This is a genomic window from Actinocorallia aurantiaca (assembly GCF_039533685.1).
Taxonomy (GTDB): domain Bacteria; phylum Actinomycetota; class Actinomycetes; order Streptosporangiales; family Streptosporangiaceae; genus Actinocorallia; species Actinocorallia aurantiaca.
In genome coordinates, this window is sequence record NZ_BAAATZ010000029.1 from 348,565 (window position 1) to 361,996 (window position 13,432).

Below are 13,432 nucleotides of genomic sequence, written 5' to 3' on the forward strand. Positions count from 1 at the left end.
CGGTGCCGTGAAACCCCGGACGACGCATGCCCTCTCCTGGCTCCTGGCCGCCGAGATCGCGGGAGTCGTGGCGTTCGCCGCCGCGTACCGCTCCCTGGACCACTACATCTACTGGCTGGGCGGCCAGGCGGTGACGGACGGGATCGGCCTCTACAGCGAGCGGCACTCCGGGCTCTGGTTCACCAACACGCCTTTCATGGCCCTGCTGTTCGCCCCCATGGCCGAGCTGCCGCTGACCGTCGCCCGGATGGCATGGCAGCTCGCCTCGGTCGCCGCGTTCGCCTGGGCGTGCGTGTCGGCGCTGAGACTCGCCGGACGCCGCCCGACCGGAAAGGCGGTCACCGCCGCAGTGGCGTCGGGGCTGCTGCTCGAACCGGTGTGGCATTCACTGTTCCTCGGCCAGGTCAACCTGTTCCTGCTGGCCCTGGTGCTGGCCGACGTCCAGCGCGTGTCAGAGGGACGCCGGGCGGGCATCGGGATCGGCATCGCGGCGGCGATCAAGATCACGCCTGCCGTCTTCATCGTCCTGCTCCTGGTCGCCGGGCGTTTCAAGGCGGCGATGACGGCCGCCGGAGCCTTCGTCCTGTGCACGGCTACCGCCCACCTCGTCAACCCGGACGCCTCACGGCTGTACTGGCTGGACACCTTCTACGACACCTCGCGGGTCGGCGTCCCCTACATCAGCAACCAGTCGCCCCACGGCGCCGCCGCCCGGATCCTCGGCGGGGTCGACCAGATCGGCTCCTGGTACCAGGCCGTCCCCTTCGTGATCGGTGCCCTCGGCCTCGTGACGGCGGCGCTCTGGGCACGCCGCGGTGACTGGCTCGCCGCGGCGGCGGTGACCGGCGTGACCGGCCTCCTGGTGTCCCCGGTCTCCTGGAGCCACCACTGGGTATGGGCGCTGCCCGCCCTGCTCGTGCTCGTCCGCACCGGAAACCGGGCCCTCGCCCTGGGTGGTTTCCTCCTGTTCCTCCTGGCCCCGCCGTGGTGGACCCCCCGCGACGGCGGCCCGGACGAGTACGGCTTCCACGGCGTGCTGACGGCCGTCGCCAACTCCTATCTGCTGGCGGGCCTGGCCTTCCTCCCCTTCATGGCCGCCCTCCTGCGCACCCGGTCCTCGCCGCCGGCCCTCACCATCACGCCGGCTTCCGTCACGGCGGGATCGTGAAATCACGGAGGAGGCCGGTATAGCGCTTGGGGCCCGGCGGGGCGTACTCGTCGCGTTTGCCGGTGCGCAGGCCCAGGGCGATCAGGGATTCCACGAGTTTCGTCGCGGCCGTCACGCCGTCCACGACCGGGACGCCGAGCCGGGCGGAGATGTCTCCGCACAGGTCGGCCATTCCGGCGCAGCCCAGGACGAGCACATCGCTGCGGTCGTTCTCCAGGGCCGTCGCGCACGCTTCGAGGACGTGGCGGCGCGGCTCCGGGGCCTCCAGGTCCAGTACCGGGATGTCGCTGGCATGCACGCCGGCGCACGCGTCGGTGAAGCCGTAGCGGTGGACGAGGTCGCGCGTGCGTCCGATCGTGCGGGACAGGGTGGTGACGATGCTGAAGGTGCGGCCCAGCAGGGACGCGGTGTGCATGGCGGCCTCGGCGATGCCGACGACGGGACCGCGGGCCAGCTCGCGGGCGGCGTCCAGGCCCGGATCGCCGAAGCAGGCGATGACGTAGCCGTCCACGCCGTCCGCCTCGCCTTGGGCGACCTCGATGAGGAGCCCGGGGACGGAGAGGGCGGCGTCGTAGTGGCTTTCGATCGACTCCGGGCCCATGGACGGCCCGGCCGCCCGGACCTCGGTGCCGGGGGCCGCCACCTCCCGGGCGCAGCGGCCGACGGTGCCGGTCATCGCCCGGGAGGTGTTGGGGTTGATCACCAGTATTCGGGTCATGGGGCCGACAGGGGGGAGCGGCGCTCGAGCAGGAGGAGGGCCAGGAAGCCCAGCCCGCAGCCGATGAACCAGGAGTAGTCGGAGATCCAGGTGACGTCGACCGTGGTGAGCTCCAGGTCGAGCAGCATCTTGGGCACCAGCACGGACAGGATCGCGGGGACGCCCGACAGCACGGTCGCCCAGATCGCGTTCGGGTTGTAGCCCCTCTTGAACCAGTACCTGCCCTCGGGGCTCATGCTGAACAGCGCGTCCACGTCGACCTGCTGCCGGGCGATCAGGTAGTAGCCGGCGATGAGGACGCCGAACAGCGGGCCGATCAGGGCGCCGAGCAGGCCGAGGGTGTAGTGGATCGCGTCGGGGTTGCCGTACCAGTTCCACGGGGTGAGCAGCACCGAGCCGACCGCGGCGATCATGCCGCCGGTGCGCCAGCTGATGCGCTGCGGGCTGACGTTGGAGAAGTCGAAGGCGGGGGAGATGAAGTTGGCGACGATGTTGATGCCGACCGTGGCGATGACGAAGGTGAGGCCGCCGAGCAGGATCGCGAAGGCGGTGTCGATCCGCTCGACGGTGTGGATCGGGTCGGTGATGAGCTCGCCGAACACCGGGACGGTCGCGGACGCGGTGATGACCGTCAGGATCGAGAAGAACAGGAAGTTGACCGGCAGGCCCAGCAGGTTGCCGCGTTTGACCGCCTCGAACGATTTACCGTAACGGGAGAAGTCGCCGAAGTTCAGCATCGGGCCGCTGAAGTACGACACGACCAGCGCGATCGCGCTGAGCATCGTGGACAGGGAGGCGGCGAAGCCGAGGCTCTTGCCCTCGGAGAGGTCGAAGCCGATGTTGCTCCACCCGGCCTTGCTCACCAGGTAGACCGCCAGGACGAGCATGACGACGTACACCGCCGGACCCGCCCAGTCGATGAACCGGCGGATGGACTCCATGCCCTTCCAGAACACCGCGGCCTGCGCCACCCACAGGATCGCGTAGGCGATGTAGCCGAGCGCGGAGAGCCCGAGGAACTTCGTGTCGTTGAGCCCGGCCGTGGCGGGCCAGAACTTCAGGAAGATGATGATGAGGGACTGGGACGCCAGGTACGTCTGCACCCCGTACCAGGCGATCGCTATGAGCCCGCGCACGATCGCGGGGACGTTCGCGCCGAGCACGCCGAACACGGCGCGGTTGATGACGGGGTAGGGGACTCCCGTCACCTGGCTGGGCTTGGCCACCAGGTTGGTGAACACCTGCACGATGACGATGCCGACGAGGAGCGCGATCAGCACCTGCCAGCTCGCCAGGCCGAGCGCGAACAGGCTGCCCGCGGTGACGTACCCGCCGACGCTGTGCACGTCGGACATCCAGAAGGCGAAGATGTTGTAGGAGGACCAGGACTGCTTCTCCAGCGGGGCGAGGTCCTCGTTGGTGAGCCTGGGGTCGTATCCGGGGCGGATCTCTCCGGAGCCGACGGGCATGCCCGCGGCCTCCACGAGATCTTGGGGATGGGCGGTGTGCTCGGGCATGACGGCTTCCCTGGGGGTATCGTGCCTGGGGGCACGGAGAGCTTGCCGTTAAGCGATCACTTAACAGTTTTCGTGAACGTATGGCTTAACAGTTGGCCCCGAATTTCCGGCACGTAACACCCGCGTGAATGAGGGCGATGACTCGCGAACCCCACCTCGAAGCCCTCACCACCGAGGCGCTGGGAGCCCGGCTGCGCGAACTGCGCGAGCAGTCCGGCCGCTCCCTGCGCTCCCTCTCCCGCGACCTGGGCATCTCACCCAGCGCCGTCTCCCAGATCGAGCGCGGCAGGCTCCGCCCGTCGGTGAGCCGGCTGATCGCCTACGTGTCGGCGCTCGGCGTCCCGCTGTCCTCGGTGTTCGAGACCGGGCTGGAGAAGGAGCCCGAACCGCACCGCTTCGCCATCCGCCGCTCCTGGGAGGTCGCGTCCCTCGAGCTGAGCGGCGGCGTCACCTTCCGCCGCCTGTCCCCGGTCCCCACCAAGGGCGTGGAGTTCTTCGAGTCGACCTACCCGCCGGGCACCGTCTCCAGCGCCCACGGCCGGTTCCTCAAGCACGAGGGCTACGAGGTCGGCACCGTCCGCGAAGGCGAGCTCACCATCGAGTTCGAGACCGACGTCGTCACCCTCGCGGAGAACGACTCGATCACCTTCCCCTGCGACCACCCCCACATCATCAGCAACCGCTCCAGGACGGTCACCGCGGTGGCCACCTGGCTGATCGTCCACCCCTGACGGAGGCCGCCGCCGCGCGGTGGACCGGGGTCCGGGCCGGTAGTGAGAACCTGGGGGCCTTGAGTTCTTCCCCGGGTGAGCCGGGGATCGGATGGTCGGGGGTGGCGCATGGCACGGGCCGGGCTTTCCGCGGCGCGGCTGACCGAGGCCGCCGCGGAGCTGGCGGACGAGGTCGGCATCGACAAGGTCACGGTGTCCGCGCTCGCGCGGCGTTTCGGGGTCAAGGACGCCAGCCTGTACTCGCATGTGCGGAACCTGCGTGATCTGCGGGTCCGGGTCGCGATGCTCGCGTCGGAGGAGATGACCGGCCGCATCGGCGCGGCGGTCGCGGGCAGGGCGGGCAAGGACGCGCTCGTGGCCTTCGCCGACGCCTACCGGGAGTACGCGCTCGAGCATCCCGGCCGTTACGCGGCGACCCAGCTCCGCCTCGAGCCGGAGGAGGTCGCGGACTGGGACGGCCTGCGCCGCAGCGTCGAACTGACCCACGGCATGCTGCGCGCCTACGGGCTGGCCGAACCCGACCTGACCGACGCGGGCCGCCTGCTGCGCAGCGCCTTCCACGGCTACGTCCACCTGGAGCTCAGCGGCGGCTTCCACCACACCCGTGAGGTCGGGGAGTCCTGGGCGCGTTCCCTCGACGCGCTCCATGTGCTCCTGGAGAACTGGCCGGCCCGACCGGAGGGGACCGGCCAGGAGGCCCCCGCCGCCCCTTGAGGCGGGGGTCCTGAACCGGCCGCCTATTCGGTGCGCAGGGCTGTGGCGGTCCGGGTCCCGGCGGCCCAGCCGGCGGGCGGAAGCGCGCCCAGGGCGGCGATGAGCAGGCCGCCGAGCACGAGCGGGAACAGTTCGGCCCCGCCGTAGACGTCGATGACGGAATCGGGCAGGCGGAGTCCCGCGCCGGCGCCCATCGCGGGCATGACCCGGCCGTGCAGGGCCACGCCGAGCGGCACCCCCAGGGCGCCGGCGACCAGTCCGGTCACGACGACCGAGGTGAGGACCATCGCGATGGTCTGGCGGGGCGTCATGCCGAGCGCCTTGTGCACGCCGATCTCCCGGACGCGTTCGCGGGTGTCGAGCAGCACCCCGTTGAGCACGCCGAGCGCGGCGACGGCGACGAGCATCAGCGTGAGGATCGCGGACAGCGCGTTGAGCGTGGTGACCATGTCGCTGTCGGAGTCGGACCCGCCGACCTGGGCGGCGACCCCCAGCGGCGTCAGGTCCTCGTTCAGCGCGTCGACGTAACCGGTGACGTCGATGCCCGGCTCGACCGTGATGTGATAGCTCCTTTCCGTCAGTTCCGGGCGGGCGGCCGCGAGGGTCGAGGCGTCGGTGAAGACCTGCATGCCGTCGTGGCGCGGGTCGAGGACCTCGCCGACGATCCGGACCGTGACCGGCTCGGCCATGCCGTTCAGGGTGACGGTGTCGCCGATCCGGGTTCCGGTGGCGGCCAGGAAGGGGGTCGGGACCACGGCCTCGCCGGGCTCGCCGATCCAGCGGCCCGAGACCATCGTGTAGCCGCCCCAGGAGGCGTCGCCGGTGAAGGCGATCACGTCGACGGCGCCGGCCGCGCCGGAGACGGTCGCCCGTGTCGTCGCGGCGTTGTAGTGCTTCAAGGTCCCGGTGCCGGCCTCGATGGCCGCGGTGACCACGGCGGGATCGGCCTCGGGCCGCTCCTCGGGGATCGGGCCCCCGGGTCCGAAGGCCGGAGGGGGCGCGGGCACGGTGACGTCGGCGGCATTGTGTGACTTGGCCTTCATCACCTCGCCGAGCGAGGCGCTCATCCCCACGGTGAACGTGACGGCGATGGCGCCGAACAGGACCGCCGCGCCCATGGCCAGCGCGCGGGCGGGCCGCGCGAAGGGCCGGGCCAGGCCCAGGGCGACCGGTCGCGGCAACGGCAACCGCCCGGCCAGGCGGGCCGCCCGCCGACCGTGTCCCGCCGAAGCGGTGCGCCCGACGGCGAGCGCGTCGACCGTGCGCAGCCGCCCGGCCCGCCAGGCGCTCGCCCACGCGGTCGCCGTCACCAGGCCGAGCACCCCCGCGATCACCGCCAGGTCGACCCAGGGCGTGATGGCCAGGGACGAGGTGCCGTAGACCTCCTGGGTCTCGGCCAGCACGGGGATGGCGAGGAGGTGGCCGGCGGGGACGCCGAGGGCCGTGCCGACGGCGGCCGGGATCAGTGCCTGGCCCACGTAGGCCCGCACGACCTGGGCCGGGGTGAAGCCGATGGACTTGAGGATGCCGATGCGGCGTGTTCCCGTGCCGACGGCCGACGCGACGACGTTGCCGACGATGAGCACCGACATGACCAGCCCCAGTGCGCCGAACGCGATGAGGAACGGGACGTAGAGGGCGACGTCGCGCTCGGCGGTCTTCTTGACGGTGAGCCAGGACCGTTCGCCGACGGCCGCTCCCGGCGGGAGGTCCGCCGTCACGGCCTTGCGGCCCGCGGCGACCTTCGCGGCGGTGCCGGCGTCGGTGAAGCGGTAGAGCATCTGGTAGCCGCCGCTGCCGGGCGCGGTGAGCGCCGTCATCTGGGACGGGACCACCCAGGCGTCTGAGGTCTGCGTGACGGAGCGCGCCACGCCGACCACCTTCAGCGCCGGGGCGCCGGGCAGATCGGGGAAGGCGAGCGTCATGCCCATGATCGGGAAGATCGAGGAGTCGGCGGACAGCACGATCTCGCCGGGGCGCGTGGGCCAGCGCCCGTCGAGCAGCGTCACGTCATCGACGTCTTGCCCGGAACCGTCCCGACCCACCACGGTCACCGGCCACCTCCCGGGAGGGGCGTTGTCGAGTTTCGGGGTGACCGTCGCCGTACGGAACGGCCCCGCTGCGACGCTCACCCCTTCGGCGTCCGCGGATTTCGACAGCTGGGCGGCGCTCACCTCGCCCGAGTCGAACTGCAGGGACAGATGGGCGCCGTGCTGCTTGGCGAAGGCGTCGTCGAAGGGCGCGCTGGAGATCACGAGCAGCGATCCGCCGAGCACGGAGGCGGCCACCGCCATCATCGCGGCGAGGCCGATCACCAGCGTCTGCACCCGGCGCCGTCCCATCCCCGAGCGCACCACCCTGCCGAGCGCGCTCATCGCACGGCCTCCGAGCCGGCGTCCTCGGTGACCCGGCCGTCGGCGATCCGGATCGTACGGTTCGTGCAGGACCGGGCCAGAGCCAGGTCATGGGTGACCACGACGATGGTCTGGCCGTCGGCGTGGAGGCCGGTGAGCAGCCGGCTGACGTCCTCTCCGGCGGCAGTGTCCAGGGCTCCGGTCGGCTCGTCGGCCAAGAGCAGCGGGGGCCGGTTCATCAGCGCCCGGGCCACCGCGACGCGCTGCCGCTCGCCGCCGGACAGCCGCCCCGGGTAGGCGCGGGCGTGCCGGTCGACGCCGAGGTTCTCCAGGAGTTCCGCGGCCCGGCGGTCCGCCTCGCCGCGCGCCGTGCCCGCGAGCCGCGCGGGCAGGGCGACGTTGTCGGCGACGGTCAGATCGTCGAGCAGGTTGAAGAACTGGAAGACCATCCCGATCTTCGACCGCCGGTACAGCGCCGATCCGGTCTCGCCCAGCCGGTCCACCCGCACCCCGTCCACGGTGACGCTCCCCGTGTCCGGCCGGTCCAGGCCCGCGATCAGATTGAGCAGCGTGGACTTGCCGCTGCCGGAAGGGCCCAGGATCGCGACGGCCTCACCGGGCTGGACGGTCAGAGACACCTCGTGCAGGGCGGGCGGGCCTTCGTCGTAGCGGCGGCTCACTCCGCGCAGTTCGATCACCGGCGTGGTCATGGAAGGGCTCCTCAGGTACGGGCGGCTGGCTCCATGGACGTTAGGAGCGCGCCCGTCCGGCACGCGTCGCCCGCCCGAACCCCTTGCCGTACCGCGCTGGGATGAGCCTCGGGAACGTCATCCCTGCGATGTAGGCGGCCGATGTATCCCGTCTGCCGGGAACGACCATCGAGGCGGATCCGGAGGGCCCCGCGCGGAGACGACAATGAACCGGTGACGCATGTACGCACGATGCTGGAGGGGTTGCGGGAAGCCGCCCGCGGCGCCGGGCGTCCGACGGGGCCGCCGCCGCGGCTCACCCGGCGCGGGCGGCGGTTCGACATGCTCCTGGCGCTGACGATCGGCATCGCCACCCTCCACTACGCCATCGACAACTCGAATCAGCAGATACCCGCGATCCCGGCCGAGGCGGTGCGCCATGTGCCGCCCTCCGGTCCTGGTGGCCTGGCCCTCATGGCGTCCCTCGCGGTCGTCGCCTCCGGCGCTCTCGTGCTGCGCCGCCGCTACCCGCTGGCCGTGCTGTGCGTGGTGACGATCGCGGTGCTGCTGACTCCGTACGACGTGTCCCGGCTGACCTTCTACGCGCTCGTCATCGCCGTCTACAGCGCCGCCGTCCACAGCCCCTACCCGGTGGCGGTCCTGGGGGTGCTGCCGGTGGGGATCCTGCTGGTCGGGACCTCGGGGGACTCGGAGAAGCCGATCGTCCCCAACCAGTACATCGCGCTGCTGATCCTGGTTCCGCTGGCGGTGGCCGCCTTCGGGCTGCGCGTCTGGAAACTCCGGACCGGCGAGGGCCAGGCCCGGCTCTCCACCCTGGAACGCGAACAGGCCGAGGCGCTGCGGCGGGCGGTCGAGCACGAACGCGCCAGGATCGCCCGCGAGCTGCACGACGTCGTCACGCACAACGTCAGCGTGATGATCATCCAGACGGGCGCCGCTCGCAAGATCATGAAGGTCTCGCCCGAGCAGGCCGGCGAGGCGCTGCTCGCCGTCGAGGCGAGCGGCCGGGCGGCCATGGTCGAGCTGCGTCACGTCATGGGGCTGCTCACCATGGGCGGCGAAGACGAAGGGGCGGACGGGGCCGTGAATACAGCTGACATGGAGGCGGAGCTGGCCCCGCAGCCCGGTCTGGATCAGCTGAAGGCCCTCGTCGAACGGGTCCGGGGCACCGGCCTGCCGGTCGATCTGAACGTGACCGGCCCGTCCCGACCCCTCCCGTCCGGCGTCGGGCTCGCCGCCTACCGCGTGGTCCAGGAGGCCCTGACCAACACGGTGAAGCACGCGTCCGGCGCCACCGCCGCCGTGACCGTCGAATACGGCCCGGACCTGCTCCGGGTGGAGGTCACCGACACCGGCGGACGCCCGGGGCCGGGCGCGGCCACCGGAAACGGCCGGGGCCTGATCGGACTGCGCGAGCGCCTCGCCCTCTACGACGCGACCCTGAACGCCGGCCGGCGCCTGTCCGGCGGCTACCGTGTGGAAGCGCTGATCCCCCTGGAGGCACCGTGACCGAGCCGCCGCGCGTGCTCCTCGCCGACGACCAGACACTGGTCCGCACCGGATTCCGCATGATCCTCGGCGCCGACGGCATCGACGTCGTCGCCGAGGCGACCAACGGGGCCGAAGCCGTCGAAGCGGTCCGCCGCACCCGGCCCGACGTGGTCCTGATGGACATCCGGATGCCCGAGATGGACGGCCTGGAAGCCACCCGCCGCATCCTCACCGGCGCCCCCGGCGAACCCCGCGTCATCATCCTGACCACCTTCGACCTCGACCGGTACGTCTACGCGGCGCTGTCCGCCGGAGCCAGCGGCTTCCTCCTCAAGGACGTCACCCCCGAGTACCTCGCCGCGGCCGTCCGCACCGTCCGCACGGGCGACGCCCTCCTGGCGCCGGCCATCACCCGCCGCCTCGTGCGGCGGTTCGCCCAGCGCGGCGGCGACACCGCCTCCCTCCACCGCGACCTCGCCTCGCTCACCCCGCGCGAACTGGAGGTCCTCGGCCTGCTGGCCCGAGGGCTGAGCAACGCCGAACTCGCCGCCCGCCTCCACCTGGCCGAGGCGACCGTCAAGACCCACGTCGCCCGCATCCTCGCCAAACTCGGGCTCCGCGACCGCGTCCAGGCCGTCATCGTCGCCTACGAGACGGGACTGGTCAGCGCCGGCGAACGCGAGACCGCCCAGCGGCCCGCCGGGCGGCCTCAGGCGCGTCCTTAGCGGAGGCGGGCCATCAGGTGGGCGTCGAGGAAGCCACGCTCGGAGGCCGGGTCGTGGAGGAGCCGGGCGAACGTGACGAGCCCGGCCCCGGCCAGCAGCTCGTCGAACCGGTCCGCCGGCCAGCTGTAGGCGGGCGTCACCTTGTGGTCGAAGCGGACCGGCTCGGGTCCGTCGGTGGCGAAGAACGAGACCAGGAGCAGGCCCCCCGGCGCCAGGACGCGCGCCTGCTCGGCCAGCAGCGCGGGGAGTTCCCCGGGCGGGGTGTGGATCATCGAGTAGTGGGCCAGCACGCCGCCGAGCGCGCGGTCCTCGACCGGCAGCGCTTCCATCGGCGCCTCGTCGAACCGCAGCGCGGGGTGTGCCCGCCGGGCGTGGTCGACCATGGCCGGGGAGAGGTCGAGCCCGAAGGCGTCCAGACCCAGGTCACACAGCATGGCCGTCAGATGTCCGGGCCCGCACCCGACGTCGGCCACCCGCGGGTTCCCCGTTTCCCGCACCAGCTCGACGAAGCTGCCGATCATGGCCCGCGTGAACGGCCACGCCTCCAGCCCGTTGGCGAACATCGACGCGTACAGCTCGACGACCCCGTCGTAGGCCGCCCTGGTCTCGTCCTGATGATTCACCATGGGCAGAGAAACTAACACCTGCGCACCGTCCTCGACCCCGCCGAGACCGGTGGGGCCTTCCCCGTCGCCCCTGACCCGGTCTCGGTCAGGCGTCCGCGGACGGGTGGGCGGGTGCGGCGTCGGCCTCGTCGGCCAGGGGCTTGACGAGGACGGCGAACTCCAGGTCGGGACGGCGGGGGACACCGAAGCGCTCGTCCGCGTAGGGGAAGGGGCGCCTCTCACCGGTGCGGAGGTAGCCGCGGCGCTCGTACCAGGCGATGAGCTCGGCGCGGATGGAAATGACGGTCATCTGCATTTCGCGGGAACCCCAGGCCGTGCGGGCCTCGTGTTCGGCCGCGGCCAGGACGCGGCGCCCGAGGCCGGAACCCTGCAGCGTGGGGCGGACGGCGAACATGCCGAAGTAGGCGGCGTCGCCCTGACGCTCCACCTGGCAGCAGGCCACCAGCTCTCCGTCCTGCTCCATCAGCAGCACCCGGCTGTCCGGATCTTCGATGATCTCCAGCACGGCCTCAGCGTCGGTCCTCCGCCCGTCGAGCAGGTCCGCCTCGGTCGTCCAGCCCGCCCTGCTGGAGTCTCCTCGGTAGGCCGACTGCACCAGCGCGGCCACCGAGGGGGCGTCCTCGGGCACCGCCTTCCGCAGACCGGTCTCCACTGACGTCAGCGTCTCTTCGCCGGACCTCACTCGCCACTTCCCTTCTCTCGACGACCGTCTACGGTACGCCCCGGGTGCCGGGGGCCTCGGGCGGGCACCGTGTTCCGGGGTTCGGAAGGCTCACCCGGACGGGGCCACCAGGCCCGCCTCGTAGGCGAGGATCACGAGGTGCACCCGGTCCCGGGCGTCGAGCTTGGTGAGCAGACGGGTCAGATAGGTCTTGGCGGTGGCGACGCTGATGCAGAGCTCGGCGGCGATCTCGGTGTTGGACAGGCCCCTGCCGACCAGGGTCAGCACCTCGCGTTCCCGGGCGGTCACACCGTCGACGGGCTTGGCCGGACGGACCGGGACGGACGGGGCGCGGCCGACGAACTCCTTGATGAGCCTGCGGGTGACGCTCGGGGCGATCAGCGCGTCGCCGGAGGCGACGATCCGCACCGCGGCGAGGATGTCGTCCAAGGCCATGTCCTTGACGAGGAACCCGGACGCGCCGGCGTGCAGAGCCCCGTAGACGTAGTCGTCGTCATCGAAGGTCGTCAGGACGATGACGTGCGCCGAACCGGTGCCGGCGGTGATCTGCCGGGTGGCCTCGATGCCGTCCATGCCGGGCATCCGGATGTCCATCACCACGACGTCGGGGGCGAGTTCCCCGGCCAGCCGGACGGCTTCGGCGCCGTCCGCGGCCTCGCCCACGACCTCCATGTCCTCGGCGTCCGTGATGACCATCTGCAGGGCGGCTCGGACCAGGGGCTGGTCGTCGACGAGCACGACACGGACGGTCATCTGGCACCCGTCTTCTCTTCGGTTTCGGCGCCCGTCGGCACCGGAAGCCGGGCCGTCACCGCGAAACCGCCTTCAGGGCGCGGCCCGGCGGTGAAGTCGCCGTGCAGCAGCGCGACCCGCTCGCGCATGCCGACCAGGCCGTACCCGGTGTCCATGCCGGCGCCGCCCTTCCCCCGGTCGCTGATCTCGATGACGAGTTCGTCCTCTCGGTAGTCGACGCACACCCGACAGGAATCGGAGCCCGCGTGCCGTACGGCGTTGGTCACCGACTCCTGGATGATCCGGAATGCCGCGAGGTCGACGTCCGCGGGCAGCGGGCGGCGTTCGCCCAGCCAGCGCACCTCCACGCGGACCCCGGCGGCCGTGGTCGTCGCGGAGAGCCGTTCCACGTCGGCCAGCCCGGCGGCCGGACGCAGCGGAGAGGACTCCTGCTTGTGGCCCCTCCCGGCCTGCTCCCGGTCGGCCTCGCGCAGCGCGCCGAGCATCCGCCGCAGCCCGGTCAGCGTCTCGCGTCCCGTCTTCTCCACGATGAGCATCGCCTCGCGCGCCCTGCCCGGCTGGGTCTCCACGACCCGGGCCGCGGCGCCGGCCTGCAGGGCGATGATGCCGATGCTGTGGGCGACCGTGTCGTGCATCTCGCGGGCGATGCGCAGCCGCTCGGCGACGACGGCCCGGGCGGCGGTCTGCGCGTGCAGCTCTTCGGTGTGGGCCCGGGCCTGGTGCACCGAGTTGCCGACGAGCCAGGCGATGACCACGGTCAGAGCCATGAACGGTTCGGCTGCGATGCCCGAACCGCCTCCCCGGAGCGACTGCAGGACGAAGTAGGCGGCGAGCACCCCGAGCGTCCCCGCCGCCGCGGCGAGAGAACCGCGCCGGGACCGGACGGCCGCGACGTAGCCGAGGGCGACGTCCACTCCCAGGAACTGCATGGGCGGGATCTCGTCCTGGCGCCAGGCCATCGTCGAGACGACCGTGCCGGCGACCACCAGCGCGTACGCCGTCAGGGTCCTGCGGCGCAGCAGTGCGCTCCCGGCCAGGACCAGCAAGAAGGCGAGGACCAGCAGCGCCTTGGCCCCGAGCGGGTCCAGGCCGTCCCGGGGATAGTCGAGTGAGTACTCCTGCCGCGGCGGCATCACGACGTACTCGACGATGGGCCACACCGCCATCGTGAACCACACCAGCGCCGTCCACAGGCCCGGCGGTATGCGCTTGAGAAGGGGCATAGGCGGCGAAGCGGACATCC

13 protein-coding genes are annotated in these 13,432 nt (G+C 71.9%); 5 read left to right on the forward strand and 8 right to left on the reverse strand.

Annotated elements, in window-relative coordinates; translation table 11 throughout:
- The first annotated feature begins 7 nt into the window (after positions 1–7).
- On the forward strand, positions 8–1,168 hold the full coding sequence (locus ABD327_RS29620) for a glycosyltransferase 87 family protein (RefSeq protein ID WP_344455193.1): 1,161 nt from the start codon (positions 8–10) through the stop codon (positions 1,166–1,168).
- On the opposite strand, the gene ABD327_RS29625 is transcribed toward ABD327_RS29620, so the two are convergent.
- Entirely contained in the window at positions 1,152–1,886 is a 735-nt protein-coding gene (locus tag ABD327_RS29625; RefSeq protein ID WP_344455195.1) for an aspartate/glutamate racemase family protein, read from the reverse strand. The genes ABD327_RS29620 and ABD327_RS29625 overlap by 17 nt on opposite strands.
- Positions 1,883–3,403, reverse strand: coding sequence for an NCS1 family nucleobase:cation symporter-1 (locus ABD327_RS29630; RefSeq protein WP_344455197.1), 1,521 nt, complete (start codon positions 3,401–3,403; stop codon positions 1,883–1,885). The genes ABD327_RS29625 and ABD327_RS29630 overlap by 4 nt, the downstream gene beginning before the upstream one ends.
- 137 nt (positions 3,404–3,540) lie before the next feature.
- Between ABD327_RS29630 and ABD327_RS29635 the strand changes: the two genes are divergently transcribed.
- Together ABD327_RS29635 and ABD327_RS29640 are read left to right on the forward strand one after the other, a co-directional pair.
- Positions 3,541–4,134: a helix-turn-helix domain-containing protein gene (locus ABD327_RS29635; protein ID WP_344455200.1), complete on the forward strand. Its 594-nt coding sequence runs from the start codon at positions 3,541–3,543 to the stop codon at positions 4,132–4,134.
- Positions 4,135–4,242: 108 nt separating this feature from the next.
- Entirely contained in the window at positions 4,243–4,848 is a 606-nt protein-coding gene (locus ABD327_RS29640; protein ID WP_344455202.1) for a TetR/AcrR family transcriptional regulator, read from the forward strand.
- 23 nt (positions 4,849–4,871) lie between these two features.
- Here the strand turns inward: ABD327_RS29640 and ABD327_RS29645 are convergent, their stop codons facing one another.
- Together ABD327_RS29645 and ABD327_RS29650 are read right to left on the reverse strand one after the other, a co-directional pair.
- Positions 4,872–7,223 (reverse strand): ABC transporter permease, encoded by a 2,352-nt coding sequence (locus tag ABD327_RS29645; RefSeq protein ID WP_344455204.1) that lies wholly within the window; start codon positions 7,221–7,223, stop codon positions 4,872–4,874.
- On the reverse strand, positions 7,220–7,912 hold the full coding sequence (locus tag ABD327_RS29650) for an ABC transporter ATP-binding protein (protein WP_344455206.1): 693 nt from the start codon (positions 7,910–7,912) through the stop codon (positions 7,220–7,222). The genes ABD327_RS29645 and ABD327_RS29650 overlap by 4 nt, the downstream gene beginning before the upstream one ends.
- Before the next feature lie 213 nt (positions 7,913–8,125).
- On the opposite strand from ABD327_RS29650, the gene ABD327_RS29655 reads away from it, so the two are divergent.
- Together ABD327_RS29655 and ABD327_RS29660 are read left to right on the forward strand one after the other, a co-directional pair.
- Positions 8,126–9,421 (forward strand): sensor histidine kinase, encoded by a 1,296-nt coding sequence (locus ABD327_RS29655; protein WP_344455208.1) that lies wholly within the window; start codon positions 8,126–8,128, stop codon positions 9,419–9,421.
- Positions 9,418–10,128: a response regulator gene (locus ABD327_RS29660; RefSeq protein WP_344455210.1), complete on the forward strand. Its 711-nt coding sequence runs from the start codon at positions 9,418–9,420 to the stop codon at positions 10,126–10,128. The genes ABD327_RS29655 and ABD327_RS29660 overlap by 4 nt, the downstream gene beginning before the upstream one ends.
- On the opposite strand, the gene ABD327_RS29665 is transcribed toward ABD327_RS29660, so the two are convergent.
- The 4 genes from ABD327_RS29665 to ABD327_RS29680 form a co-directional block, all read right to left on the reverse strand.
- Complete coding sequence (locus tag ABD327_RS29665) at positions 10,125–10,754, reverse strand: class I SAM-dependent methyltransferase (RefSeq protein ID WP_344455212.1); 630 nt, start codon at positions 10,752–10,754, stop codon at positions 10,125–10,127. The genes ABD327_RS29660 and ABD327_RS29665 overlap by 4 nt on opposite strands.
- An 85-nt stretch (positions 10,755–10,839) precedes the next feature.
- On the reverse strand, positions 10,840–11,436 hold the full coding sequence (locus ABD327_RS29670; RefSeq protein WP_344455214.1) for a GNAT family N-acetyltransferase: 597 nt from the start codon (positions 11,434–11,436) through the stop codon (positions 10,840–10,842).
- A 90-nt stretch (positions 11,437–11,526) separates the two neighbouring features.
- Positions 11,527–12,189 carry a response regulator gene (locus ABD327_RS29675; protein WP_344455216.1) on the reverse strand — a complete coding sequence of 221 codons (663 nt, stop codon included), beginning with the start codon at positions 12,187–12,189 and terminating at the stop codon, positions 11,527–11,529.
- On the reverse strand, positions 12,186–13,430 hold the full coding sequence (locus ABD327_RS29680; protein WP_344455218.1) for a sensor histidine kinase: 1,245 nt from the start codon (positions 13,428–13,430) through the stop codon (positions 12,186–12,188). Before ABD327_RS29680 ends, ABD327_RS29675 begins: the two co-directional genes overlap by 4 nt.
- Positions 13,431–13,432: the final 2 nt, after the last annotated feature.

What these genes read in the sequence shown, in the direction of transcription:
- ABD327_RS29680 (WP_344455218.1), bottom strand. Translation starts at nt 13,430, where the DNA reads ATGTCCGCTTCGCCGCCTATGCCCCTTCTCAAGCGCATACCGCCGGGC.
- ABD327_RS29625 (WP_344455195.1), bottom strand. Translation starts at nt 1,886, where the DNA reads ATGACCCGAATACTGGTGATCAACCCCAACACCTCCCGGGCGATGACC.
- ABD327_RS29650 (WP_344455206.1), bottom strand. Translation starts at nt 7,912, where the DNA reads ATGACCACGCCGGTGATCGAACTGCGCGGAGTGAGCCGCCGCTACGAC.
- ABD327_RS29665 (WP_344455212.1), bottom strand. Translation starts at nt 10,754, where the DNA reads ATGGTGAATCATCAGGACGAGACCAGGGCGGCCTACGACGGGGTCGTC.
- ABD327_RS29630 (WP_344455197.1), bottom strand. Translation starts at nt 3,403, where the DNA reads ATGCCCGAGCACACCGCCCATCCCCAAGATCTCGTGGAGGCCGCGGGC.
- ABD327_RS29635 (WP_344455200.1), top strand. Translation starts at nt 3,541, where the DNA reads ATGACTCGCGAACCCCACCTCGAAGCCCTCACCACCGAGGCGCTGGGA.
- ABD327_RS29645 (WP_344455204.1), bottom strand. Translation starts at nt 7,223, where the DNA reads ATGAGCGCGCTCGGCAGGGTGGTGCGCTCGGGGATGGGACGGCGCCGG.
- ABD327_RS29675 (WP_344455216.1), bottom strand. Translation starts at nt 12,189, where the DNA reads ATGACCGTCCGTGTCGTGCTCGTCGACGACCAGCCCCTGGTCCGAGCC.
- ABD327_RS29640 (WP_344455202.1), top strand. Translation starts at nt 4,243, where the DNA reads ATGGCACGGGCCGGGCTTTCCGCGGCGCGGCTGACCGAGGCCGCCGCG.